Source organism: Vibrio sp. M250220 (assembly GCF_036533795.1).
In the GTDB taxonomy this organism is placed as follows: Bacteria; Pseudomonadota; Gammaproteobacteria; order Enterobacterales; family Vibrionaceae; genus Vibrio.
On sequence record NZ_JATABI010000045.1, the window covers coordinates 12,871 to 37,349 of the forward strand.

Sequence of the window (24,479 nt, forward strand, 5' to 3'; positions counted from 1 at the left end):
AAATGGAAAAGTTTCGAGTTATAGGTTCTAAACAGCCTCTAGTAGGTGAAGTGACCATCTCAGGTGCCAAGAACGCTGCACTACCAATTTTATTTGCTTCTATTCTTGCTGAAGAGCCAGTTGAAGTAGCCAACGTTCCACGTTTACGTGACATCGACACAACGATGGAGCTATTGGGACGTCTTGGGGCGAAAGTCGAGCGTAATGGGTCTGTCCACGTTGACCCTAGCAGTATCAATGAATACTGCGCGCCTTACGACTTAGTAAAGACGATGCGTGCATCTATTTGGGCATTAGGTCCACTAGTGGCGCGTTTTGGTCAAGGTCAAGTTTCATTGCCGGGTGGTTGTGCGATTGGTGCACGTCCGGTTGATCTCCATATTCATGGTCTAGAGCAGTTGGGTGCAACCATTACTCTTGAAGATGGGTATGTGAAAGCCAATGTTGATGGACGCCTGAAAGGCGCTCACATCGTGATGGACAAAGTCAGTGTTGGTGCCACCATTACAATTATGTGTGCGGCGACTTTGGCAGAAGGCACGACAGTGCTGGACAACGCAGCACGTGAGCCGGAAATTGTCGACACTGCTGAGTTCCTAAATAAACTTGGGGCAAAAATCTCAGGTGCAGGCACAGACACAATTACAATTGAAGGTGTTGAGCGTCTTGGTGGTGGCAAACATTCAGTTGTTGCTGACCGTATTGAAACGGGTACCTTCCTCGTTGCAGCCGCTGTTTCTGGTGGCAAAGTCACTTGTCGCAATACGAAAGCACATCTTCTAGAAGCCGTTTTGGCTAAGTTAGAAGAAGCGGGTGCTGCGGTAGAAGCGGGTGAAGATTGGATTTCAGTCGATATGACAGGTCGTGAACTCAAGGCGGTAACGATTCGTACGGCACCTCACCCTGGTTTCCCTACTGATATGCAGGCTCAGTTTACTTTGCTTAACATGATGGCAAAGGGTGGCGGCGTGATCACAGAGAACATCTTTGAAAACCGCTTTATGCATGTGCCAGAGTTAATGCGTATGGGCGCTAAAGCTGATATCGAAGGCAACACAGTCATCTGTGGTGACGTTAATGAGCTAAGTGGTGCTCAGGTCATGGCAACCGACCTTCGTGCCTCAGCGAGCTTAGTGATCGCTGGCTGTATTGCTCACGGTGAAACTATCGTTGATCGTATTTATCACATTGATCGTGGTTACGATAAAATTGAAGATAAATTATCTGCTCTTGGCGCAAATATTGAACGTTTCCGCGATTAGAGATAAAATCAGCTAACGCTTGTAAGCCGAAACGCGAGTTTCGGCTTTTTTATGAAAAACAGATCAGGTAAAGTTTGGGTCAATTAAAATGATTCCCCGCTGATCTTGGAGAACCACAATGATTGCACTACTACGTGTATTGGCTGTTGCGATTTTTGCAATTGTGATGTTTGTGTTTGGTTGCGGCTACTGTTTATTGAGTCCACGTAATCCAAAACACGTTTTTACCTTTGGTCGCCTGTTTGGCAAGATGTCACGTATTTTTGGCATCAAACTTGAGTTGCGTATCCCTGAGGATGCTTATGAGCGTGGTCAGCATATTTATATCGCTAACCACCAGAATAACTGGGATTTGTTTACAGTCTCTTCTGCGGTTACGCCAAAAGTCGTGACGGTGGGTAAAAAGAGCCTTGCGTGGATGCCTCTGTTTGGTCAGCTATATTGGCTAACGGGGAATATCTTAATCGACCGCGCTAACCGTTTAAAGGCGAAAGGCACCATTGATCAAGTGGTTGATAGCATGAATAGCACTGATGTGTCAGTCTGGATGTTTCCTGAGGGCACTCGCTCACGTGGACGTGGTTTGCTGCCATTTAAAACGGGCGCTTTCCATGCCGCCATTGGCGCTAAGCTACCCATTATTCCTATTGTGTGTAGCTCAACGTCAGGTATTAAGCTCAACCGCTGGAATAACGGCCATGTTATCGTAGAGATGCTGCCTCCAGTGCAGGTCGATGAATACGGTAAAGAGCATGTACGTGAACTCGCAAACACTTGTCGTGAGCAGATGGAAGCGAAGCTTGAAGCGCTTGATGCCGAAGTGGCAATGCTAAATCAGCAGCAGGGCGTAAAAGCCTAACGTTATGTGCGTGATAGGTATGTATAAACCAGTAGATGCAAATCTACTGGTTTTTTTATGCGTCGAGAACAGTGATCATTTCACGGCAATACCCACATCAAGATTATCCGGCCAGTCTAAAAAGCGTTGAATATTATCGCCTTTAAAAATGCCACCATGCTGTGGACATAGCATATCAATGTTGAACTGGCGCACTGGGGAGAGGAGACAATTTCGTTTCAGTTGATATAAAAAAGCCAAGTCTTTCGACTTGGCTTTTTAAAGTGGCTCCTCCTGCTGGGCTCGAACCAGCGACCTGCGGATTAACAGTCCGTCGCTCTACCAACTGAGCTAAGGAGGAATTATTCTTGGTTTTTTCTTTCTACATTAAGAAAGAATGGTGCCGACTACCGGAATCGAACTGGTGACCTACTGATTACAAGTCAGTTGCTCTACCTACTGAGCTAAGTCGGCACACTAAAAGTGGCTCCTCCTGCTGGGCTCGAACCAGCGACCTGCGGATTAACAGTCCGTCGCTCTACCAACTGAGCTAAGGAGGAATTATTCGTTTTGAAAGAAATGGTGCCGACTACCGGAATCGAACTGGTGACCTACTGATTACAAGTCAGTTGCTCTACCTACTGAGCTAAGTCGGCGTATCAATTTCTTTTCGTTGTTGAAGTCTTATCGAGACACCAACAAATAAATTGTGGTGCCCGGAGGCGGAATCGAACCACCGACACGAGGATTTTCAATCCTCTGCTCTACCGACTGAGCTATCCGGGCGACGAGGTGTATTAAAATGCTTTTCGTGCTTTAGGTCAACATGAAAATGCAAAAAAAATATCGTTTGTTGTTTTTCTATACTTAATGGGCTGTTTTTATCCATTTTGGATAAGAAATGTATAGAGAGCAAAAGGCGTTATCGTAAAAATCGACCGGAATAGTGAGGGGTAAAGAACAAAAAAGCACGCGAAGAGGCGTGCTTTTTGTTGCTCCAACGGTTTTTAGTGCTTAACAGTAAACTTACTTACCCAATTTTCTAGTTCATTGGCTAATTGAGCTAGGCTTTGTGTGCTGTTGTGACTCTCTGTGACTACGCTACTTAGCTGATTGCCGCTATCTTCAATCATATTGATACGTTGAGAAATATCGTCACTCACTTGGGTCTGTTCTGCCGCGGCAGTTGCAATTTGATGACTCATTTCGGTAATAGACTCCAGAGCGACAACGATCTGTTGCAAAGCCGCAGAGGCATTTTGAGATTCTTCAACGGTGCTTTCACTGGTTTCCGCACAGACTTCCATGGTGCTAATGGCATTGCGCGAGCCTTGCTGAAGGTTATTAATCATCAGTTGGATCTCTTTGGTACTGTCTTGAGTTCGTCCTGCTAAGTTACGTACCTCATCGGCAACGACTGCAAAGCCTCGGCCTTGTTCACCCGCTCGTGCCGCTTCAATGGCTGCGTTCAGTGCCAGCAAGTTTGTTTGTTCTGCAATATCACCGATTACATCTAAGACTTTAACAATATTATTAACGTCGCTGTCTAAATCAGCGACTGCTTTGCTCGCGGTACCCAACTGGCTAGCTAAGCCTTGGATGTTATCTACGGTGTTGTGAATCAGTTGTTGAGTATGCTGGCTTTGTTTATCTGCCTCTTCAGTATTACGCGCTGTATCACTTGCCGAGTCAGCAACGTTGTTTGCCGAAGAGGCCATTTCAGTCATTGCTGTTGCAATCATGGCGGTCGATTGTTGCTGAGAATCGGTTAATTGAGCGATGGTCGCAGAACGGCTTTCTACGCTCGCTAGCTCATTACGAAGCGCATGCATAGATCCGTCTAGATTGCTGACCAATTGCGCTAGTGACTGACTCATTTGCTGAACCGCTTCGTAGATACTTCCTGGAGCGGCCTTAGAAGCGAACGACGTTTGAATGGTACCATTGGCGACTTCTTGCACGGCTTTACGTACTTCTTGAGGTTCACCGCCTAATAGCGTGAGCATACGACGAATTGAGAACACCAATACGGCTAAAATAGCCCCCGCAATGATCAAACAGAGAACTAACTGCCATTGTGCCGTTGCCCAGAATCGAGCGTTGACCTCATTGAAACCTATCCCAGTGCCAACAACCCATCCCCATTTAGGGGTCTTTTGTGCAATAGAAAGTTTACTTTCAATGCTGCCATCGGCCTGTTTTTGCGTCCAAGTGTATTCAACGATCTGGCCTGTTTTACGACCTAAAACGTCTTGAATAAGTTGTCCGACACTATTGCCGTTACCATCTTTGAAATCATGGAAGCTGGTACCATGTAGCTGAGGGTCTAATGGTGTTGCTACAAACGTCATATTTTCATCGGCGACATAAACGTATTCATTATCTTTGTAGATATTGTTTCTCAATAGGCGAGTGGCAATGGCTTTGGCTTGTTGCTCTTCTAATGTGCCGTCGACGACCATTTTCTCCACTTCGCTTAATATGCTGTAGGCACTTTTAAATAGCTCAGTAACTCGTTGTTTGTTATCAAAGTTGCTGGCAACACGCAGAGTCCATAACCCAGTAGCCGTTAAAGCGAGTAGAGCAATCAGGATAATTCCTGATAATAAATAAGCTTGTGTCTTTAGTTTCATTTCATTGCTCGCAAATTGATCATTCTGAAATTTAAAAGGGACAATTAGGTGTAGTCTATTTGTCTTGTCATCTTATTGCAGAACAGATTAAATATTTATCTGCTAGGGGATTGAATATATTTCGCACCTAAAAAAAGTCACTAAAATTGATAACTCTGGTGTATTGAAATGTGGCAAGTGAGTACAAGTTAAAGATTTGGTTGCAGTAACCGGATAGCATGGGTGAGGTATAGCGTGGAAATAGAAGTTGGCGCGCTAGAAATGAAAAAAGCCAAGTCTTTCGACTTGGCTTCTTAAAGTGGCTCCTCCTGCTGGGCTCGAACCAGCGACCTGCGGATTAACAGTCCGTCGCTCTACCAACTGAGCTAAGGAGGAACTATTATGTTTGTGTCTTACTTCGTAAGTACACCAAATAATGGTGCCTCGAGGCGGAATCGAACCACCGACACGAGGATTTTCAATCCTCTGCTCTACCGACTGAGCTATCGAGGCAAAAGAATGGTGCCGACTACCGGAATCGAACTGGTGACCTACTGATTACAAGTCAGTTGCTCTACCTACTGAGCTAAGTCGGCACACTGTATTCTTTATGCTTTTGTTCGTGTTGTCACTTTCGTTAAGACACCAACAAATCAAATTGTGGTGCCCGGAGGCGGAATCGAACCACCGACACGAGGATTTTCAATCCTCTGCTCTACCGACTGAGCTATCCGGGCGACGGAGCGCTATTAAACGGATTTTCGCTCTTGCCGTCAACTTGTTTTTAGAAAAAAATTCAAAAAAGTGGTTAAGTGCCGATTATTTAGCCGTTTTTAATGATTGTGTTTTACCTGAGTTAAAATCCTTTTTGAATTTGGTAACTTTTTCTAAGTAACGACGTGCTTCGGCGTTAGGGTGCTTTTTCGTCAGCGCCCAATAAACCTGATTGGGTTGCAATGAGTTGAGGTTGTTCATCGCACGTTTGCGGTCATTACGGTTGAAAGTGTTCAATACACCACCAGTACCACCGTTGTATGCTGAAATCATGCTGTACTCCAACGAAGTTGGATGGTTCACGTCTTTCAAGTAACGATTTTTCAGGATGTAGAAGTAGGCAGTCCCAGTATCAATATTGTTTTCTGGGTTAAACAAGTACTCGGGTGTCGGCTCTCCTGAGCGTTTTTTGACTAACTTAAATACGTCTCGCCCTGCTGTTTTTGGTACGACTTGCATTAAACCATAAGCGTTTGCCCAGCTTACGGCATAGGGGTTGAAGCTACTTTCTGTTTTGATGATGGCGTAAATTAGGTCTTCGGGTATGTCGTACTTGCGTGATGCTCGTTGAACGATGTCTGCATATTTGTAGCTACGAATTTCAAACTGTTCCGCTACCATCGGAATTTCGACGTAATAGGCTTTCTTAAAATCTACGTCTTTGACTTTTAGCTGGTTGGCGATCAGATAATCTGCGAATCGATTCGCTCGCCATGACCACTGAATAGGCTTGTTATCTTGGTCAACAACTTGTTGATAAAGAAATGGTTGGCCTTCCAAAGTGATTTCTTTAGAGGAAAAAAGGTCGACGTTTGCGGGATCATCTGGTGTCAGCAAGGTCGTTATGATGGCATTTTTTAGATGTGCCTTAGGATCCGTAGGAGAGACGGTTTCGATAGTAATCAAGCCTTTATCGAAGTTTACTTCTGAACGACTAAGATAGTTATCTATGTATTTTACGTAGTTACTTTTGCCCGCAAATTTAATTTCGTTGCGTCCCCAACGCTTTTCGATGTTGCCCGAAAAGCTGTTGATCAGTGCATCAAGTGCCGCTGTGTCTTTTTCAAACTGACCGGGTAGCTGAGCGAGATTTTTGGCAAAACGGTTCGTCGGTTCATAGTTCACATCATACAGGTTTTCAACAAACTCTCGGCTGCAACCTGTTAATGACATCGCGAGAAAAAAATACGCTAACTTCTTCATATATCTCCTAAAAAAATGACATCACTGCTGGCAATGATGTCATTTTTCCGTATCTCAATTCAGGCTAGGGTTACTCGCTAGGCGGAGTGTAGCCTTCAATATGGACTTCTTTACCTTCAAACAGGAAGTTAACCATTTCAGTTTCGATTAACTTACGGTGTTCAGGATCCATCATATTGAGTTTTTTTTCATTGATCAGCATGGTCTGTTTGTGTTGCCACTGTGCCCAAGCTTCTTTAGAAATATTATCAAAAATACGCTTTCCTAGTTCACCCGGATAAAGCTGAAAATCAAGACCATCAGCTTCTTTTTGTAGTCGAGCACAAAATACAGTGCGGCTCATAACGACTCCTTAAAATATGATTAACTTTGAAGTTCAAAAGGCAAGCTTTCCAGTAATTGCTTAACTGGCGCGGCTAAACCGATCTCTTCAGGTTGCGATAAGTTATACCAAAGACCTTTGCTTCCTTCCATTACCACATTGGGTTGCTTTGATAGGTCTACCAAAATTGGTGTGATATCGAGATGATAATGGCTAAAGGTATGGCGGAATGCGATCAACTGAGTCTGGTCTTTGATTGTATCCTCAGTAACATTACGTATATCAAGCTGATGGACGATATTGTCATCTTCAGCTTCAGGAAAACAGAACAACCCACCCCAAATTCCAGATTGAGGGCGTTGTTCCAGCCACACATGATTGTTGTGGTGTAGCATGACAAACCACGTTTCCTTAAACGGTTTCTCTTTTTTAGGCTTCTTACCTGGATAGTCGAGTGGATTACCCTGTTTGTTGGCAAGGCAGAAAGACTCGATAGGGCAGAGGGTACATTTAGGCTTACTGCGTGTACAGACCATCGCCCCCATATCCATCATCGCTTGGTTGTATTTGTCGACATCAACTGAGGGGGTGTGTTGTTCTGCATATTGCCACAATTGATTCTCAACGTTTTTCTGTCCCGGCCATCCTTCTACCGCAAAGCTCCGAGCTAAAGTTCGCTTAACATTGCCATCCAAAATAGCGTGTGGTTGCTTGTAAACGGAAGAGAGTATGGCGGCAGCAGTGGAGCGTCCAATTCCAGGTAATGCGTTCATCTCTTCAATGTTTAGTGGAAACTCTCCACCATATTGTTCGGTAACGACTTTTGCTGCTTTATGGAGGTTTCGTGCTCTGGCGTAGTAACCAAGTCCTGTCCACAGGTGTAAGACTTCATCTTGTTCCGCATTCGCGAGATCTACTACGGTTGGAAAGCGTTGCAGAAAACGTTGGTAATAGGGGATCACAGTGGCAACTTGGGTCTGTTGCAACATGATTTCAGACAGCCAAACGCTATAGGCGCTCTTGTTTTGCTGCCAAGGTAGGCTCTTACGTCCATAGTTTTCATACCATTCGAGGATGGCGCTGGCGAAAGGGGTCACGACTTGCTCTGTTTATTTTGTTATCTAATCTTGCAAAATTGCACCATAGTTTATGGGTAAAGTACAACCGATAAACTGTGTGGAATTAGCTAAAAAACTTGCACCAGTGGCAATTCTTTGGATAATCACAATCCCTTTGAGTCGAGACCAATTTTTAGACAGGCAAAATCATGAGTGAAGTGACCACTAACGAGTACAACGAAGACGGTAAATTGATACGCAAAATTCGCAGCTTTGTTCGACGCGAAGGTCGTCTGACCAAGGGTCAAGAAAACGCGATGAATGAGTGTTGGCCAGCAATGGGTATAGATTACCAAAATGAACTTCTTGATTGGAAAGAGGTGTTTGGTAACGACAACCCTGTTGTTCTTGAAATTGGTTTTGGTATGGGGGCATCGCTGGTTGAAATGGCGAAAAATGCACCTGAGAAAAACTTTATCGGTATCGAAGTACATAGCCCAGGTGTTGGTGCTTGTTTGTCAGATGCGCGTGAAGCGGGTATCACTAACCTACGTGTTATGTGTCATGACGCGGTAGAAGTGTTTGCTAACATGATTCCAGATAGCAGCCTCGCCACTCTTCAACTGTTCTTCCCAGATCCGTGGCACAAAAAGCGTCACCATAAGCGCCGTATCGTTCAGCTAGATTTCGCTGAAATGGTTCGTCAAAAGCTGATTGAAGGCGAAGGTATTTTCCATATGGCAACTGACTGGGAAAACTACGCAGAGCATATGATTGAAGTGATGAACCAAGCGCCTAGTTTTGAAAACATCGCTCAAGATGGTGACTATATTCCACGTCCGGATGAGCGCCCGCTAACAAAATTTGAAGCACGTGGTCATCGCTTAGGCCATGGCGTTTGGGATATTAAGTACAAACGCGTAAAATAATTGTCCAACGTTATTGGCTGGTTAAGACGGCCAATCGCGCTGACGTGAAGAGATTTAAAAAGCCAACATTGATGTGTTGGCTTTTTTGACCCTATAAGAAAATAATAATAACTAATTGATTTTAAAGGTTACTGATGAAGCCGACACAAGAAATCTTAATAGAAATCCTCGCTGAGGTTCGCCCTCTTATTGGGCAAGGTAAAGTCGCTGATTATATTCCCGCATTGGCGAAAGTGCCTGCGTCTAAGCTAGGTATTGCTGTATTTACCAATCAAGGTGAAGTGATTAAAGCGGGGGATGCTGATGAGGCGTTCTCGATTCAATCCATCTCTAAAGCGCTGAGTTTAACCTTGGCAATGTGCTTATATAAGCCAGAGGAAATTTGGGCAAGAGTCGGTAAAGAGCCTTCAGGTCAGGCATTTAACTCGCTGATTCAGTTGGAAATGGAACAGGGTATTCCACGTAACCCCTTTATCAATGCGGGCGCAATTGTTGTCGCGGATTTGCTGAATAGCCGCCTCTCTGCACCTCGCCAGCGTTTGCTTGAGTTTGTTCGTCAGTTATCAGGCGATACACTTATCTGTTATGACAAGGTGGTAGCCGCCTCTGAGATGATGCACAGTGACCGTAATGCGGCTATCGCATATCTCATGCGTTCTTTTGGTAATTTTGAGAACGATGTTATTCCGGTGCTCAATAACTACTTCCACGCCTGTGCACTTAAGATGAGCTGTGTCGATCTGGCCAAAACCTTCAGCTACCTAGCGAATAAGGGCTCATCAGTTCAAACTGGCAAACCAGTGATTACGCCAACTCAAACTAAGCAGTTGAATGCCTTGTTGGCTACCTGTGGTTTGTATGATGGTGCGGGTGAGTTTGCCTACCGAGTCGGTATGCCGGGTAAATCTGGTGTAGGAGGCGGTATTATGGCAGTTGTGCCAGGAGAAATGACCATTGCAGTTTGGTCGCCTGAGCTAGATCCGTCTGGTAACTCGTTAGCAGGTACCAAAGCGCTGGAACTATTAGCAGAGCGTATTGGGCGATCGATATTTTAGAACGGACTCCGTCCTTCGAGATGCTAGAACGCTTCGCTCCGAGAATCGAGTTCGGGCTGCGCCCTTCAAGAGGAGCTTGTGGTGAGCGAGTCGAAAGTTGCAGGCAGTGCTGGCTAAGATTTAATTTTAATTGTCTGATTTTTAAAGGAAAGGGTTGGTGCTGTGTGTCAACCCTTCAAAATTTTCTCGCTTCTCGCTTCTCGCTTCTCGCTTCTCGCTTCTCGCTTCTCGCTTCTCGCTTCTCGCTTCTCGCTTCTCGCTTCTCGCTTCTCGCTTCTCGCTTACTCTTCCGCCATAAACGCTTCAAGTAAGTCATTCAAAAATAACTTTCCTTTCTCCGTTATCTGCCAGTGAGTGCTTGTCTCTGTGAGATAGCCTAGTCCAATCGCCCAGTTAATCGTCTCATCAATCGCCTCGAAACCAAGCCCTGTGGTGTCGAGAAAATCCTGTTTCGGACATGCTTCGATCAGGCGGAATCGATTCATAAAGAATTCGAAGGGGCGATCTTGTTCGCAGACTTCCGTTTCGTCACTCAAGTAAGGTTTGACCATATTGTCATACGCCGCTAGATAGCCTCGCGGATGTTTGACTTTTGTGGTTCTAATAATGCGACCATCACTAAAGCTTATCTTTCCGTGAGAGCCACAACCAATACCAAGATAATCACCAAAACGCCAATAGTTGAGGTTATGCTGGCATTGATAATCAGGTTTACTGTAGCCGGAAATCTCGTACTGAACGTAGCCTGCTTCGGCTAACTTTTGGTGTCCCAACTCAAAAATATCCCACAAGTCATCGTCATCGGGCAAGGTAGGCTGCTTGTAGTAGAACATGGTGTTAGGTTCTATGGTTAGCTGGTACCAAGATAAATGAGGAGGATCGAGTTCGATCGCTTTATCGAGATCGGCCAGAGCTTGATTGACAGACTGATCCGGTAATCCGTGCATGAGATCGAGGTTAAAGCTACTAAGACCGATTTGATGAGCCAGCTTAGCCGCATTGACCGCTTCATCCTTCCCATGAATTCGACCTAGCTTCTCAAGTTTTTGCTGCTCGAAGCTTTGCACACCGATGGAGATACGTGTCACTCCCGCTTTTCTATAGCCAGCAAAACGCTCCGCCTCAATCGTGCCAGGGTTGGCTTCCATGGTGATTTCTATGTCGGGTTTGAAAGGGATACGAGCTTCAATTCCTGATAGAAGTGCAGCAATTCCTTGTGCCGATATCAGACTAGGAGTACCGCCACCGATAAAGATCGAGTGTAGCGGGCGCGGGTTATCATTGATCTGGTAACGCTCAATATCTGTGTCTAAATCTTGTAGCAGTGCTGCGATGTATTCATTTTCTGGGATCTCAGCCTTTAGAGCGTGAGAGTTAAAATCACAGTACGGGCACTTTTGTACACACCATGGGATGTGTACATAAAGACTTAGTGCTGGTGGGATAAGTTTGCTCATTGTCTATCGTTGACTGAGTAGTGATTAAAGCGGTTGTTCAGATAGAGTCGCGAACAACTGTTTGAGCGCTTTTCCGCGATGTGAAAGCTGTTTTTTACGTGCAGGTTCTAACTCAGCAGAAGCGCAGTTGTCTTCTGGTACGAAAAAGATTGGGTCATAACCGAAGCCATTTTCGCCGTGAGCTTCAGTGAGAATTCGTCCCTCCCACTTTCCGTGACAAACGACAGGAGTTGGATCATTTTCATGGCGCATTAACACGAGTACACAATGGAAACGAGCACTGCGCTGTTCTTCTGGCACCTCTTTCATTGCGTCGAGCAGCTTCTCAAGGTTTTGTTGGTCACTTGCACCTTCGCCAGCATAGCGAGCGGAGTAGATACCAGGGGCACCTTTGAGGGCGTCTACTTCTAAACCTGAATCATCAGCAATGGCAGCAAGACCGGTTTCTTTTGCCGCGTGGCGCGCTTTGATGATCGCATTCTCGATAAATGTGGTGCCAGTTTCAGCAACTTCAGAAACGTTGAATTCGCTTTGGGCTAGCACTTCAAAACCAAAATCAGACAGTAGGTCTGCCATTTCGCGAACCTTACCTTGATTACCTGTCGCTAATACAATCTTGCTCATTGGATTCTGTCTCTTTGATGAACGAGAGTCATGCCGTTTGGCCATTACTCTTCTACGTAAAATTTCTGGGTGAACTTTAATCTTCCTGTGCCCTTAATGCCAGCATTAACATCCAAATCGAATGTCAGTTGTTCCTCTTGTGAAATAGGAAACTCCGCTAAGTAGTAAATAGCGTCGCCTTCCTGCACTTCGCGAAAGTTGAGCTGGCGAGTCTGGCCTAACAGGTTTTTGCTGGTACCGGCGATTTGAGCGGTAATGGCGGGTTTTCCTGCTTGCGAATTGTCTAACACACTGATGTTAAGGATCGCAGAATAGGCGTTACGTTTGAGCTCGTAATTCCTGGCAACCTGCGCCGTTAAAAAAGTAGAGTTGAAGGCAGAGTAGTGTACCTCAACATCTTTGATGTTTTTGAACTGACCAGCCCAGCTTGGTACAGCAAACAAGCTGATGAGTGCGAGTGTGATCCATTTCTTCATTGGGCTTCCTTCTTAAATTCGTTTCATTGACGAGTGATAAATAAAAAGCCATCAGATGATGGCTTGTACCTCATTGGGTATTTGTATTGGAGAACTGACCCTGACTTGTTTATGTCGGCCAAGTTCCCCTTTTTCTATGGTGATGAGTCCTTTGGCTACCTTGAACTGCTTTGCAAGGTACTTGCTCAGGTGAGCATTGGCTTTCCCATCCACCGGAGGTGCGGTTATTGCTACCTTGATCTCTTCACCATGTTGCCCAACGATCTTGTCTCTGCTTGCCTTGGGTTGGATGTAAAGGCGAAGAATCAGATCCTCGCCGTCAAACCAAGCTGCTTGTGACATTATAGCTGATACCAGATTGGGCCAATAAGGTCGCCCATCAGAAAGTTAGCGAATTGTAGAGCAATAAAAAGTACTAACACACTCAAGTCAAAACCACCCATCGCTGGGATAACGCGACGGATAGGTGCGAGCATAGGTTCAGTAAGCTGATGGAACACGTATTCGATAGGGCTGCGACCTTGGCTCACCCAACTTAGGATAGCGCGGATTAATAGCACCCAGAAAAGTAGGCCACCCGCTGCTTTAATCAGTGACAATAGACCTAGGAATAGGAAGTCTGCACTGAAGGATACTGAGCCATTCGAAGCGATCAGAACCAGTGCGACGAATTTCAATACGCACAGTAGGTAGGCGAACAGAATTGTTGCTAAGTCTAGGCTGCCCGCAGATGGGATCATTCGACGTAGTGGAGCAATAACAGGCTGAGTTGCTTTTACAATGAATTGTGAAAACGGGTTGTAGAAGTCTGCGCGGGCAGCTTGCAACCAGATACGTAAGATCACCACCATGATGTAGAGATCAAACAGGGTGGAAATCAGAAAACTCATTGAATTCATAGGTGACCCTTATTTTCTAGAGCGTTGTGCTCTGGTAATTAAAACAGTTTTTCCATCTCTTCAGCGCGAGCAACGGCCGCCTGCATAGCTTTCGCTACTATATCTGAAAGTTGATGTTGATTGAATGTTCTTAGGGCTTCAGCCGTTGTGCCCCCTTTGGATGTCACGTTTTCACGTAGAATGGACAGTTCTGTGTCTGGGTTTTCAACGACCATGCTTGCCGCACCGAGCGCTGATTGTTGCACGAGCAGACGAGCTGTCTCTTTATCAAAACCTTGAGCGATGGCTTCTGCCTGCATGGCTTCCATAAACAAGAAAAAGTATGCAGGCGCACTTCCAGCAGCAGCAATGACGTTATTGATGCCAGATTCTTGCTCAACCCAACACACTTTGCCTACCGCTTGCATTAACTCAGCAGCAAAAGCTTTGTCTAGCGCTGTTACGTGTTCAGGAGCAAACAGACCACTCATTCCTAGTCCCAATTGTGATGGTGTATTGGGCATGACACGAACGATATTCAATGGACAACCGAGCATTTCGTTTAGACGTGAACACTGGATACCAGCCGCAATTGAAATCACCAACTTTCCTGATAAGTCGATGCTTTGCAGTGGGCGGCAAACCTCTTCCATCATCTGAGGTTTAACCGACAGTACAATGACCTCTGCTTGTTGTGCCGCTGAGAAATTGTCGCTGGTGGTCTGGATACCATAACTTTGCTCTAATGGTAAGCGACGTGTCTCAGATGGGGCTGTTGCTGTGATAAGTTCTGCTGGGTAACCATCTGCGATTAAGCCAGACACAATGGCTTTAACCATATTGCCTGCGCCGATAAAGGCAATCTTCTTGTGTTCCATTAGTCTTTGTATCCTTTCAACAATTTATGCTTTGTTACTGTAATCGCGAGCACCAAAGATAGCGGTACCGATACGAACCATGGTGCTACCTGCTTCGATAGCGGCTTCCATATCACCACTCATGCCCATCGACAAGGTATCGATGTTTTGATCAGGAAAATGATGCGCGAGTTTCTCTTTGAGCGTTGCTAATTGAGTAAATGCCGCCAGTTGTGACTCATAGTCTGAAACATTAGCAGGGATTGACATCAATCCTCTTAAAGTGAGGTTCGGAAGCTGAGAAATCAACTCAGCAAGAGCAAAGATTTCATCGTCGTCAATGCCGGACTTTGATGCTTCGCCACTGGTATTTACTTGAATCAGAACCTGAATCGGCTCGAGGCCTTCTGGACGCTGATCGTTGAGACGTTGAGCTATCTTAGTTCTATCGACGGTATGTACCCAGTCAAAGCTTTCTGCAACATGGCGCGACTTATTGGACTGTATTGGGCCAATAAAGTGCCATTCTAAGTTCAGTTCAGGGTGATGCTGAGTGAAGTGGGCGACTTTATTTGCCCCCTCTTGGACGTAGTTCTCTCCAAATGCGACTTGCCCAGCTTGAGCAGCTTCAAGGATAGCTTCGACAGGCTTAGTCTTGCTGACGGCGAGAAGTTGCACTGAGTCCCGACCGCGTCCACACTTTTGTTGTGCGACCTCAATCTGTGAGGTGATCTGTTCAATATTTTGTTGAATACTAGTCATAGCAGATTTTACTTAAGGATTTTAAATGGATATCGCTGAATTACTGGATTTTAGTGTAAAGCATAATGCTTCAGATCTACATCTTTCTGCTGGAGTATCTCCAATGGTAAGGATAGATGGTGAAGTAAGAAAGCTTGGCGTACCAGCTTTTAATCATGCGGATGTGCATCGATTGATATTTGATGTGATGAACGACGCTCAAAGAAGCGAGTTTGAAGAGCGACTCGAAGTCGACTTTTCGTTCGAGTTACCTGACGTTGGGCGATTTCGTGTCAATGCGTTCAATCAGGCTCGAGGCTGTGCAGCGGTGTTCCGTACCATCCCTATGACGATTCCGACCTTAGAACAGTTAGACACTCCGCCCATCTTTGAAAAAATTGCCAATATGGAAAAAGGGTTGGTATTGGTGACTGGGCCAACGGGCTCTGGAAAATCGACCACGCTCGCAGCGATGGTGGACTACATTAACCGTCACCACAACAAGCATATCCTCACGATTGAAGACCCGATTGAATTTGTTCACAGCAACAACAAATGCTTAGTCAATCAGCGTGAAGTCCACCGTGACACACACAATTTTAGTAACGCTTTACGCAGTGCTTTACGCGAAGACCCAGATGTTATTCTGGTCGGGGAGTTACGAGATAAAGAGACGATCAGTTTAGCGCTAACTGCGGCCGAAACCGGTCATTTGGTGTTTGGGACTCTGCACACTAGCTCGGCGGCAAAAACCATTGACCGCATTATTGATGTATTCCCTGGTAGCGATAAAGAAATGGTGCGCTCAATGCTCTCTGAATCATTGCGAGCGGTTATTGCACAAAAACTGCTGAAACGTATTGGTGGCGGGCGTACAGCTTGCCATGAAATCATGATGGCGACACCTGCAATTCGCAACCTTATTCGTGAGGATAAAGTCGCACAGATGTTGTCTGTGATTCAAACCGGAGCTGCTCATGGGATGCAGACCATGGAGCAGAATGCCAAACAGTTGATAGCACAAGGCTTGGTTGAGCCAGATGAAGTTGCTAAGAAAATAGAACTTGAAACGTCTATGTTCTGATTGAGTGGAAACGGTATGGATATTGATGTTTTTTTAGAGCAGATGATCGATCAAAAGTCGTCAGATCTCTATATTACGGTTGGGGCTCCGGTTCTTTATCGTGTGGATGGTGAGCTGCGTCCCCAAGGTGATAAACTTTCACATGCGGTGGTGAGTTCCTTGCTTGAAAGTATGATGGATAGAGAGCGCCAGCATGAGTTTCATGCTAGTAAAGAGGCTAACTTTGCTATCGTCCGTCACTTTGGACGATTCCGTGTGTCGGCTTTCTATCAGCGAGAGCTGCCCGGCGCCGTTATTCGCCGAATTGAAACAAGGATTCCCACCTTTGAGGAACTCAAACTTCCTGAAGTATTGAGAGAACTGGCTACCGCTAAGAGGGGACTAGTTCTAGTCGTTGGGGCGACGGGGTCGGGTAAATCGACCACCATGGCGGCGATGACTGGCTATCGCAATACTCATCAGTCGGGGCATATTTTAACGGTTGAAGACCCGATTGAGTTTGTTCACGAGCATCAGCGCTGCATTGTGACTCAACGTGAAGTCGGTTTAGATACAGAAAGCTATGAAGTTGCATTGAAGAATTCGTTGCGTCAGGCTCCTGATATGATTCTGATTGGAGAAATACGTTCGCGTGAAACAATGGAATACGCAATGACATTTGCTGAGACAGGCCATCTCTGTATGGCGACTCTGCATGCCAATAATGCAAATCAGGCTCTTGAACGCATTTTACATTTGGTACCCAAAGAGCAAAAAGAACAATTCCTGTTCGATTTGTCGATGAATCTTCGTGGTGTGATTGGTCAGCAACTGATTCGAGATAAAAACGGTCAGGGTCGTCATGGTGTCTTTGAAGTGTTGCTCAACAGTCCAAGAGTTTCTGATCTTATTCGCCGTGGCGACTTGCATGAGTTAAAAGCAACTATGGCTAAGTCGAATGAGGTGGGGATGCAAACCTTTGATCAGGCACTGTATAAGTTAGTAACCGAGAATCAAATTAGCGAGGAAGATGCACTTTATAGTGCAGATTCGGCCAATGATCTCAGAATCATGCTTAAAACGCAGCGTGGCAATGGTTCAAGTGGCAGTGCGTTGAGTAATGTTAAGATTGATATGGATTAGGGGGGATAAGAACGCTTCGCTCCGAGATCGGGCTTCGCCCTACGAGAATTTAGAGCGGACTTCGTCCTTCGAGAGGAGCTTGTGATGAGTGAGTTGAAAGTTGCAGGCAGCGCTGGCTAATATTTAAGCTTAATTGTCTGAATTTAAAAGAAAAGGGTTGAAATGCACTGTCAACCCTTCCTAGATTTTCTCGCTTCTCGCTTCTCGCTTCTCGCTTCTCGCTTCTCGCTTCTCGCTTCTCGCTACCCGTATTGCGCCTCAAACCAGCTTTCAAGAATGACGACCGCTGACTGGCAGTCGACATTCCCTTTGCTTAGTGCTTTGTAGCCACCCATTTCGAACAAGTCTGCGCGTGCTTCCATGGTTGATAAGCGTTCGTCATGCAGTTCGACGGCTAAGCCAAAACGGCCATGTAGGCGGTTAGCAAACTTCTTCGCTCTTGGTGTAATGGTTTCAAGATCTTTGCCATGCAGGTCGGTAGGCAAACCCACCACTAGTAGATCCGGTTGCCACTCTTTGATTTGCTTTTCGATGTCATCCCAATTTGGGATTCCATCATTAGCTTTAAAAGCTTTCAACGGAGAAGCGGTACCCGTAATTTCCTGTCCTATCGCACTACCAATACTTTTAGTGCCAAAGTCAAATGCCATAATTGTTCTAGACATGTTTCTCTTCGTTATTGTTGTTACGCGTGGCCAATATCACTAGAAAGTTGGGCGACATCAATACCAAGCATCTGTACAGCCTTTTGCCAGCGTTCATTGATTGGAGTATCGAACATCACATTGGGATCCGCCTCAACCGTTAACCATGAGTTCTCTGACAGCTCTATCTCTAGCTGACCAGCTTCCCAGCCAGAATAGCCCAATGCGACCAGATAATGGTGAGGTTCAGCTTCTGTCCCGAGTACACCTAGAATATCACGAGATGTAGTGACGGAGATTTTATCCGTCATCTTGATGCTGGATTCATATTCGTCTTTAGGCTGGTGGAGTATAAAACCACGATCTTCCGAGACTGGGCCACCGTTGAGTACAGGCTTGTCTAAGCTGTCGGTTAAGAGTTTCGGATGAATTGACTCGACATCGACTTTCTCTAACATTTTGCCGATGGTGATGTCGATAGGAGCATTAATCATTAAACCCATCGCCCCATCTTCGTTGTGTTCGCAAACGTAAATCACGCTGCGCTGGAAGTAGGGATCTTTCATGCCCGGCATTGCCACTAAAAAATGGTTGGTTAAATTCATAAACACTCCCACTTAAATATGGGCAACCCTATAGGTTGCCCTAACAGTTTAGGCGTTTAGTCGACGTTCAATGGCGTCCATGAGTTTGCCAGTGATCGACACATCAAATGCCGCTTCGATTTCACGAATACAAGTTGGGCTGGTTACGTTTATCTCTGTTAGCTTGTCACCGATGACGTCTAAGCCAACAAATATCAGCCCTTTTTCTTTAAGTGTAGGCGCTACAGCTTCAGCTATCTTTTTATCTGTCTCACTAAGTGGTCTCGCTTCACCTGTTCCGCCCGCTGCCAAGTTGCCACGTGTTTCACCTTTCGCAGGAATACGTGCCAAACAATAAGGCATTGGCTCGCCATCTACGACTAGGATGCGCTTGTCACCGTTGCTGATATCAGGAACGAATGTTTGTGCCATTGCGTAGTTTTGACCGTGGTTGGTCAAGGTTTCGATGATCACAGAGACGTTAGGATCGTTCTCTTTGACGCGGAAGATAGACGCGCCACCCATGCCGTCTAGAGGTTTTAAGATCACGTCGCCATGCTGTTCACGGAACGCTTTAATTCTTTCTGCTTTTCGAGTCACTATTGTGGTTGGAGTAAGTTCTGGGAACCATGCAGTGAACAGTTTTTCGTTACAATCACGCAGGCTTTGTGGCTTGTTTACGATCAGCGTACCTTGCTCTTCTGCACGCTCTAAAATATAGGTTGCGTAGATGTACTCAGTGTCAAATGGAGGATCTTTACGCATGAGAACGACATCGAGCTCGGATAACTCGATGGTTTGCTCAGATTTAAACTCGTACCAACCTGTTGGATCTTCTTTAAGTTCTACGATCTTGGTATCTGCGATCGCAACACCTTGTTCAAGGTGAAGATCGTTCATTTCCATGTAATGGATCTGATAGCCGCGGCGCTGCGCTTCAAGCATCATGGCAAAGCTAGAGTCTTTTTTGATGTTAATGGACGAAATAGGGTCCATCACAATACCTAATTTGATCATTGTCTTTCTCCGTTTAACCAAGATCGCCGAAACGAACTTGCAAGGCTGTAATTGCCGTAAGGGCTGCTGTCTCAGTACGTAAAACACGTGGGCCGAGCAGCGTCTCTTCGAAATTGTACTTTTCCGTCATGCCGATTTCTTCAGCGGATAAACCACCTTCAGGACCAATCAGTAGACGCACTTTTTCTACAGGCGTAGGTAAAGTATTAATCGAGTACTTGGCGCGTGGATGTAGGTTGAGTTTTAAGCCGTCATACTCTTCACCACACCATTCCTCAAGCTGCATGACAGGGCGAATCTCTGGTACTGTATTTCGACCACATTGCTCACACGCACTGATTGCTATTTTTTGCCATTGAGCGAGTTTCTTCTCAAAGCGTTTTTGATCGAGTTTCACGCCACAGCGCTCAGAGATTAGGGGAGTAATGGTGTTCACACCTAGCTCAACAGACTTTTGAATGGTGAACTCCATCTTATCACCACGAGAGATGACTTGACCTAAGTGGAGATCTAATGGTGATTCACTGCTACGCTCAATACGTTCAGTGACGTCTACTTCCACGGATTTTTTGCTCACATCACTGATGAGTGCCGGAAACTCTGCGCCACTCCCGTCAAACAGCAACACTTGCTGACCTTCCTTCATTCTCAGCACTCGACCGATATGACCAGCTGCTTCTTCACTTAGTAACAAACGTCCAAGCTGAGTTATGGTTTCTGGGTGATAAATTCGTGGGATTCGCATTGTATTTCGACTTCCGGCAACAGATTTTGAGTTAACTTCTAACATGGATGCTTTGCATTGAAAAAACAAGGGGCAAGCAGAGTTTCCAGTGCTTTACTGAAAACTCTAAAGGTATTTAACGCGCTTGGCAGGCTTCGTAAACAAACGGATTGTGATTGCCTTGAATTTTGTCGATGCGTCTATCTCGTTCACACTCCCACTTGTCTACTGGAAACTGCTTATTCCAAGCATTCATAAGATTACGTTGTTGCTTGGACAAATTGAATCCATATTCTTGGCTCATATAGAGATAGGTTCTTGCGATGGCGCCTTTGGCACGATCTGGGGGCATTGCTTTACGTTCCTTGAAATTGACCTGCATTTCACACTGGCCATAGGTGACTCCATCGATACCATTCCACTGGCTGAAATTGAAATTGGAACGATCACCGTTCACCTCTCCTATGGCTGGCGTAAGGTTGTGGAGGTCAGCTTCCATCTGACGAAACTGTTTGTCATTCTTGGAACAATTTTTCCTTCCGCCGTTTTGCCAACATTGGAGTTGGTGACCAAATTGCCAGGCAGGCACAACATGCTCCCATTCGATACGTGAGGCACGTTGTTGCTGTTTGCGAACTTTGTAGCCACACGACTCTAAGTCAGGGATGCCTTTCTTTCCCTTCCAATCAATGTCACACCCGCAGTAGAAACTCGTTGGGTGATCGGAGTAAATTTTAACGGCTTCTTTCTTTGCTTGGCTGAACGAAGCGGGCGGAGCAGCTTGAGATAGGGGGCTTAAAATCATTGCCGCAAGAGCGATGAGCAGATGTTTTTGCATGATAGTTAAGTGTTAGAAAAGCATTAGAAACTGGAGTCTAACACGCAACTCTGTATTAAATAATTGATAAATTTCGAATTTAGAAAAGTTGTTTGCCCGTGTAGGCAAGCGTTTGATGGCACTGCTGACAGCGATAGCTTGCTTGTTGTCTCAAAACCTTATTGTGGCGACGAATCGTTAACGGGTACAAGGAGCACTGACAGCGATATTCGAACGTTTTTCCTTGAACCGAGATAGTTTCGAAACGGTGTGTTGTCCGAGCGGGTATTTTAAACACAGACTCCATGACCGCTTGCCACTCTTTTCCATGAGGACGGACTCGCCCATACACTTGATAGGTGACTAAGTGGGCAACTTCATGGGGAATGACTTCTGCAAAGAAGGCGTGTTTGTTCTCTCTAAAAAGGACTGGATTGAGGCGAATTTCATTGAGCTGTAGAAATGCTTTACCGGCAGCTTTTCCTCTGAGTTTAAAGTTAAGGCTGGGGATGGAGAAACGGCGCTCAAAGGCTTGTTGTGCTGTATCTATGCATTCCGCAATCACCTTGTTTGCTCGATATTCTAATTCTATGTCCAAGCCACACTCCCATAAAAATCGCCCCATAAGCAGGGGCGAATGATATACCGGAACAGCATGAAGTGCGACCTAAGGGTGATGTTTCTTTTTGATCGTTTCATGGTAGGCATGCCAAGTACCATAACCAAGAATTGGCATGGTAAAGAGCATTCCAATACCGTAAGTGGCAAAACCAACCAAAATACCGCCACAGATCAGTGCGGCCCAGACGATCATCGCGGGAATGTTCGATTTGACGGCATTAAAGCTAGTGAACACAGCAGTCATCATATCGACTCGGCGTTCCATCATTAGTGGAATAGAAAACGCTGAAATACTAAAGACGATACTCGCTAGAACAAAACCGACCAAAGAGCCTATAACGAGAAATGGCATAAACTCACTTAAAGGCGCACCCTGAACCGATGGGTAAAGAGCATGAAGCAGTGCTGCGATACGCATCCAGAAAATCATACAAACCGCGAGTAACACTGCAAAGGCCCATTGTGAACTTGAGTTACGTCCGATGGCTTTCATTGAGTGCATCAAACTGGCGCTATGGCCTCTCTCTCTTTCCCAGCTAGCATCATACAATCCAAGCGCAAGGAATGGACCAATTAACATATAGACGACTAAGCTCGGCATGACGACAAGGTGAGTTTCTTGCCATTGCACAAGTAATACAATACCGATTGCGGCAGCCATAAAGCATAAGCCATAAAAGGCACTAATAAGCGGCATTCGGACGAAGTCATGTAGACCGAGTGCGAGCCAGTGGAATGGGGCAGATATGCTCACCTGATTACAAGGGATTGTGTGAGCATATTCCGCATCTGAGACTTCCTTTCGTTTATCGTTGAAGTCCTGTGGATTCACCGTACGAGGCATACATCCTCCTTGATCGATTCTCTACGTTGACTAAATTCGTTGGCAAATTTAGCGTTTGATACTCGATGCCCGGCTTGCCGACGTCTGTGATGTAAGCGGCGCATCAGTCTATGTTAACCATCAGTACAATACTGAACTTGAGGTGTTAACATATTTTTAACTATTGACCCCATGACAAAAAAATACAACGTTGAGAAGCGATTTTTATTGGTAATAAAAAAGGCCTCTGGTTGTCCAGAGGCCTCGATGTATTAACTAAGTGATTGTCACTAAATTACTTTAATCCAGCGAACTCACGTAGAATTGCTGCTTTGTCAGTCGCTTCCCAAGGGAACTCTTCACGACCGAAGTGACCGTATGCAGCCGTCTTCTTATAGATTGGTTGAAGTAGGTTAAGCATTTCTTGTAGACCGTATGGGCGTAGGTCGAAGTGCTGACGAACTGCTTCAATGATGATTTCTTGAGAAACTTTTTCAGTACCAAAAGTTTCAACCATGATAGACGTTGGATCTGCAACACCAATCGCGTAAGACAATTGGATTTCACAACGATCAGCAAGACCTGCCGCTACGATGTTTTTCGCAACATAACGAGCTGCGTAAGCCGCAGAACGGTCTACTTTTGATGGATCTTTACCAGAGAATGCACCACCACCGTGACGCGCTGCGCCGCCGTATGTATCAACGATGATCTTACGACCAGTCAGACCACAGTCACCCATAGGACCACCGATAACAAAACGACCTGTTGGGTTGATGAAGAACTTGGTCTCTTTGTTGATCCACTCTGTAGGTAGTACTGGCTTGATGATCTCTTCCATTACTGCTTCACGTAGGTCTGGAGTTGAGATTGTGTCACAGTGCTGAGTAGAAAGAACGACCGCATCGATACCAACGATTTTGCCTTCATCGTACTGGAAAGTAACCTGAGATTTCGCATCTGGGCGCAACCAAGGTAGAGTGCCGTTCTTACGTACTTCAGCTTGTTTTTGCACAAGACGGTGAGAGTAAGTAATTGGTGCTGGCATTAGGATTTCAGTTTCGTTAGTTGCGTAACCGAACATAATACCTTGGTCACCCGCACCTTGCTCTTTAGGATCTGCTTTATCAACACCTTGGTTGATATCTGGTGACTGTTTACCGATCGTATTTAGAACTGCACAAGAGTTAGCATCAAAGCCCATGTCTGAGTGAACGTAGCCGATTTCACGAACAGTTTGGCGAGTGAGCTCTTCGATATCTACCCATGCAGATGTCGTGATTTCACCACCAACCATTACCATGCCGGTTTTTACATAAGTTTCACACGCAACACGTGCTTTTGGATCTTGTTCTAGGATCGCATCAAGGACTGCATCAGAAATCTGGTCTGCAATTTTATCTGGATGGCCTTCTGATACCGACTCAGAAGTGAACAGGTGCTTAGCCATGTGAGCTCCACTATAAATTTTTGGATTGTGCCCCAGTGCTAAAAGCGCTAGTGGAACACAAATAAATAATACGATTAATTGTAGGTGTATCTACATCTAGACGTCTATTTTAGTTTTGACCGTTCGAATTACAAGTTCTTTTTTTCTTAGAAGCAAAACTAAACGTTTGCGTTGCTAATATGAAGATTGCGTGCTTCCTCTATGAAGTTAGACCAAAAGATAGAATATTTGTGAATAAACTGGCTGGAAAACGTTTGCAGAGCTAACAGTGCTTTGAGAGAATTGTCGCCCACTTACATTTATGATTCGCTTAATGCACTCAGGAGCTGACATGTCTTCTCGTCAACATCTCGCTAACGCAATCCGCGCTCTAAGCATGGATGGTGTACAACAAGCTAACTCTGGCCACCCAGGCGCACCTATGGGTATGGCTGATATCGCTGAAGTTCTTTGGCGTTCACACCTAAATCACAACCCAGCTAACCCAGAATGGGCAGATCGCGACCG

26 protein-coding genes, 9 tRNA genes and 1 pseudogene are annotated in these 24,479 nt (G+C 45.5%); 7 read left to right on the forward strand and 29 right to left on the reverse strand.

Annotated features, from left to right (window positions below):
• Positions 1-2 precede the first annotated feature (2 nt).
• Positions 3-1,262 carry a UDP-N-acetylglucosamine 1-carboxyvinyltransferase gene (murA, locus tag QTN94_RS15130; protein WP_331428129.1) on the forward strand — a complete coding sequence of 420 codons (1,260 nt, stop codon included), beginning with the start codon at positions 3-5 and terminating at the stop codon, positions 1,260-1,262.
• Between the two features lie 118 nt (positions 1,263-1,380).
• Positions 1,381-2,121 carry a 1-acylglycerol-3-phosphate O-acyltransferase gene (locus QTN94_RS15135; protein WP_331428130.1) on the forward strand — a complete coding sequence of 247 codons (741 nt, stop codon included), beginning with the start codon at positions 1,381-1,383 and terminating at the stop codon, positions 2,119-2,121.
• A 75-nt stretch (positions 2,122-2,196) separates the two neighbouring features.
• Here QTN94_RS15135 and QTN94_RS15140 read toward each other — a convergent pair.
• The 14 genes and pseudogenes from QTN94_RS15140 to mutY all read right to left on the reverse strand — a co-directional run.
• Positions 2,197-2,316, reverse strand: a pseudogene (locus QTN94_RS15140) (MBL fold metallo-hydrolase); the annotation flags it as partial.
• 69 nt (positions 2,317-2,385) lie between these two features.
• A tRNA-Asn gene (locus QTN94_RS15145) sits at positions 2,386-2,461 on the reverse strand.
• Between the two features lie 37 nt (positions 2,462-2,498).
• Positions 2,499-2,574, reverse strand: a tRNA-Thr gene (locus tag QTN94_RS15150).
• A gap of 10 nt (positions 2,575-2,584) precedes the next feature.
• Positions 2,585-2,660: transfer RNA gene (locus QTN94_RS15155), tRNA-Asn, on the reverse strand.
• Between the two features lie 20 nt (positions 2,661-2,680).
• A tRNA-Thr gene (locus QTN94_RS15160) sits at positions 2,681-2,756 on the reverse strand.
• Positions 2,757-2,810: 54 nt separating this feature from the next.
• Positions 2,811-2,886, reverse strand: a tRNA-Phe gene (locus QTN94_RS15165).
• 221 nt (positions 2,887-3,107) lie between these two features.
• On the reverse strand, positions 3,108-4,733 hold the full coding sequence (locus QTN94_RS15170; RefSeq protein ID WP_331428131.1) for a methyl-accepting chemotaxis protein: 1,626 nt from the start codon (positions 4,731-4,733) through the stop codon (positions 3,108-3,110).
• Between the two features lie 299 nt (positions 4,734-5,032).
• A tRNA-Asn gene (locus QTN94_RS15175) sits at positions 5,033-5,108 on the reverse strand.
• 41 nt (positions 5,109-5,149) lie between these two features.
• Positions 5,150-5,225, reverse strand: a tRNA-Phe gene (locus QTN94_RS15180).
• A 7-nt stretch (positions 5,226-5,232) separates the two neighbouring features.
• A tRNA-Thr gene (locus QTN94_RS15185) sits at positions 5,233-5,308 on the reverse strand.
• A 65-nt stretch (positions 5,309-5,373) separates the two neighbouring features.
• Positions 5,374-5,449: transfer RNA gene (locus QTN94_RS15190), tRNA-Phe, on the reverse strand.
• 82 nt (positions 5,450-5,531) lie between these two features.
• A complete protein-coding gene (mltC, locus tag QTN94_RS15195) occupies positions 5,532-6,689 on the reverse strand; it encodes a membrane-bound lytic murein transglycosylase MltC (protein ID WP_331428132.1) in 1,158 nt (385 codons plus the stop codon).
• 70 nt (positions 6,690-6,759) lie between these two features.
• Positions 6,760-7,032 carry an oxidative damage protection protein gene (locus tag QTN94_RS15200; RefSeq protein WP_138971437.1) on the reverse strand — a complete coding sequence of 91 codons (273 nt, stop codon included), beginning with the start codon at positions 7,030-7,032 and terminating at the stop codon, positions 6,760-6,762.
• Positions 7,033-7,052: 20 nt separating this feature from the next.
• Entirely contained in the window at positions 7,053-8,108 is a 1,056-nt protein-coding gene (gene mutY / locus QTN94_RS15205) for an A/G-specific adenine glycosylase (protein ID WP_138971438.1), read from the reverse strand.
• A 170-nt stretch (positions 8,109-8,278) separates the two neighbouring features.
• On the opposite strand from mutY, the gene trmB reads away from it, so the two are divergent.
• Complete coding sequence (gene trmB, locus QTN94_RS15210; RefSeq protein WP_331428135.1) at positions 8,279-8,998, forward strand: tRNA (guanosine(46)-N7)-methyltransferase TrmB; 720 nt, start codon at positions 8,279-8,281, stop codon at positions 8,996-8,998.
• Between the two features lie 134 nt (positions 8,999-9,132).
• Entirely contained in the window at positions 9,133-10,053 is a 921-nt protein-coding gene (gene glsB, locus QTN94_RS15215) for a glutaminase B (RefSeq protein WP_138971440.1), read from the forward strand.
• 281 nt (positions 10,054-10,334) lie between these two features.
• On the opposite strand, the gene hemW is transcribed toward glsB, so the two are convergent.
• From hemW to QTN94_RS15250, 7 genes are read right to left on the reverse strand one after another with little or no spacing between them, the layout of a single operon-like run.
• Positions 10,335-11,510, reverse strand: a complete 1,176-nt coding sequence (gene hemW / locus QTN94_RS15220) for a radical SAM family heme chaperone HemW (RefSeq protein WP_331428136.1) — start codon at positions 11,508-11,510, stop codon at positions 10,335-10,337.
• Positions 11,511-11,534: 24 nt separating this feature from the next.
• A complete protein-coding gene (locus tag QTN94_RS15225; RefSeq protein WP_331418042.1) occupies positions 11,535-12,134 on the reverse strand; it encodes an XTP/dITP diphosphatase in 600 nt (199 codons plus the stop codon).
• A gap of 44 nt (positions 12,135-12,178) precedes the next feature.
• Positions 12,179-12,610, reverse strand: coding sequence for a DUF4426 domain-containing protein (locus QTN94_RS15230; RefSeq protein WP_331428138.1), 432 nt, complete (start codon positions 12,608-12,610; stop codon positions 12,179-12,181).
• A 51-nt stretch (positions 12,611-12,661) separates the two neighbouring features.
• The gene (yggU, locus tag QTN94_RS15235; RefSeq protein ID WP_138970665.1) at positions 12,662-12,952 is read right to left on the reverse strand and encodes a DUF167 family protein YggU; all 291 of its coding nucleotides are present in this window, start codon (positions 12,950-12,952) and stop codon (positions 12,662-12,664) included.
• Positions 12,952-13,509 (reverse strand): YggT family protein, encoded by a 558-nt coding sequence (locus QTN94_RS15240; RefSeq protein ID WP_138970666.1) that lies wholly within the window; start codon positions 13,507-13,509, stop codon positions 12,952-12,954. Before QTN94_RS15240 ends, yggU begins: the two co-directional genes overlap by 1 nt.
• A gap of 38 nt (positions 13,510-13,547) precedes the next feature.
• On the reverse strand, positions 13,548-14,366 hold the full coding sequence (gene proC / locus QTN94_RS15245; RefSeq protein WP_331428140.1) for a pyrroline-5-carboxylate reductase: 819 nt from the start codon (positions 14,364-14,366) through the stop codon (positions 13,548-13,550).
• Between the two features lie 24 nt (positions 14,367-14,390).
• Entirely contained in the window at positions 14,391-15,107 is a 717-nt protein-coding gene (locus tag QTN94_RS15250) for a YggS family pyridoxal phosphate-dependent enzyme (RefSeq protein ID WP_138970668.1), read from the reverse strand.
• A 25-nt stretch (positions 15,108-15,132) separates the two neighbouring features.
• Between QTN94_RS15250 and QTN94_RS15255 the strand changes: the two genes are divergently transcribed.
• Complete coding sequence (locus QTN94_RS15255) at positions 15,133-16,170, forward strand: type IV pilus twitching motility protein PilT (protein ID WP_138970669.1); 1,038 nt, start codon at positions 15,133-15,135, stop codon at positions 16,168-16,170.
• 15 nt (positions 16,171-16,185) lie between these two features.
• Positions 16,186-17,292, forward strand: coding sequence for a PilT/PilU family type 4a pilus ATPase (locus tag QTN94_RS15260; protein WP_331428143.1), 1,107 nt, complete (start codon positions 16,186-16,188; stop codon positions 17,290-17,292).
• Positions 17,293-17,534: 242 nt separating this feature from the next.
• Here the strand turns inward: QTN94_RS15260 and ruvX are convergent, their stop codons facing one another.
• The 8 genes from ruvX to metK all read right to left on the reverse strand — a co-directional run bounded on the left by ruvX (position 17,535) and on the right by metK (position 23,972).
• A complete protein-coding gene (gene ruvX / locus QTN94_RS15265) occupies positions 17,535-17,957 on the reverse strand; it encodes a Holliday junction resolvase RuvX (protein WP_138970671.1) in 423 nt (140 codons plus the stop codon).
• Positions 17,958-17,977: 20 nt separating this feature from the next.
• The gene (locus QTN94_RS15270; protein ID WP_269378558.1) at positions 17,978-18,541 is read right to left on the reverse strand and encodes a YqgE/AlgH family protein; all 564 of its coding nucleotides are present in this window, start codon (positions 18,539-18,541) and stop codon (positions 17,978-17,980) included.
• 48 nt (positions 18,542-18,589) lie between these two features.
• Entirely contained in the window at positions 18,590-19,537 is a 948-nt protein-coding gene (gene gshB, locus QTN94_RS15275) for a glutathione synthase (protein WP_331418048.1), read from the reverse strand.
• A 13-nt stretch (positions 19,538-19,550) separates the two neighbouring features.
• Complete coding sequence (rsmE, locus tag QTN94_RS15280; protein ID WP_331418053.1) at positions 19,551-20,282, reverse strand: 16S rRNA (uracil(1498)-N(3))-methyltransferase; 732 nt, start codon at positions 20,280-20,282, stop codon at positions 19,551-19,553.
• A 115-nt stretch (positions 20,283-20,397) separates the two neighbouring features.
• A complete protein-coding gene (endA, locus tag QTN94_RS15285) occupies positions 20,398-21,099 on the reverse strand; it encodes a deoxyribonuclease I (protein WP_331418049.1) in 702 nt (233 codons plus the stop codon).
• Positions 21,100-21,178: 79 nt separating this feature from the next.
• Positions 21,179-21,676, reverse strand: a complete 498-nt coding sequence (locus QTN94_RS15290) for a SprT family zinc-dependent metalloprotease (RefSeq protein ID WP_331418050.1) — start codon at positions 21,674-21,676, stop codon at positions 21,179-21,181.
• A 69-nt stretch (positions 21,677-21,745) separates the two neighbouring features.
• Positions 21,746-22,543: a DUF2189 domain-containing protein gene (locus QTN94_RS15295; RefSeq protein ID WP_331428146.1), complete on the reverse strand. Its 798-nt coding sequence runs from the start codon at positions 22,541-22,543 to the stop codon at positions 21,746-21,748.
• Positions 22,544-22,817: 274 nt separating this feature from the next.
• Positions 22,818-23,972, reverse strand: a complete 1,155-nt coding sequence (gene metK, locus QTN94_RS15300; protein WP_269378563.1) for a methionine adenosyltransferase — start codon at positions 23,970-23,972, stop codon at positions 22,818-22,820.
• A gap of 331 nt (positions 23,973-24,303) precedes the next feature.
• On the opposite strand from metK, the gene QTN94_RS15305 reads away from it, so the two are divergent.
• On the forward strand, positions 24,304-24,479 hold a 176-nt coding region (locus QTN94_RS15305; protein WP_331428147.1), incomplete at its 3' end, for a hypothetical protein.